The 465-nt window shown below is 37.0% G+C and carries 1 protein-coding gene; it reads left to right on the forward strand.

Annotation, left to right across the window (positions count from 1 at the left end; all coding sequences use genetic code 11):
- Positions 1 to 181: 181 nt before the first annotated feature.
- A partial coding sequence (locus tag HX793_RS32250; protein WP_178905617.1) for an ATP-dependent Clp protease proteolytic subunit occupies positions 182 to 465 on the forward strand: 284 nt, incomplete at its 3' end.

Below are 465 nucleotides of genomic sequence, written 5' to 3' on the forward strand. Positions count from 1 at the left end.
TACGTTATAAGGAAAGGAAGACAAACTCGTGTTTAGTGAAAAATTGAATAAAATCTTTTTTTTTTTAAGTTAGAAGGAACTGCCTATGAAAAAATAAAAAGTATTGGAATCTACACATTGATTCTTTTTTTTTGAACCGTATGCGTCAAAAGGCGCCTGTACGGTTTCGAAGGGATACAATTTGACCCTAATCAACCGACTTTATCGAGAAAGATTACTTTTTTTAGGGCAAGAGGTTGATAGCGAGATCTCGAATCAACTTATTGGTCTTATGATATATCTCAGTATCGAGGATGATACCAAAGATCTGTATTTGTTTATAAACTCTCCTGGGGGATGGGTAATACCGGGGGTGGCTCTTTATGATACTATGCAATTTGTGCAACCAGATGTACATACAATATGCATGGGATCAGCTGCTTCAATGGGATCTTTTATCCTGGTCGGAGGGGAAATTACCAAACG

This window comes from Pseudomonas reactans, assembly GCF_013387025.1.
Classification (GTDB): domain Bacteria; phylum Pseudomonadota; class Gammaproteobacteria; order Pseudomonadales; family Pseudomonadaceae; genus Aquipseudomonas; species Aquipseudomonas reactans.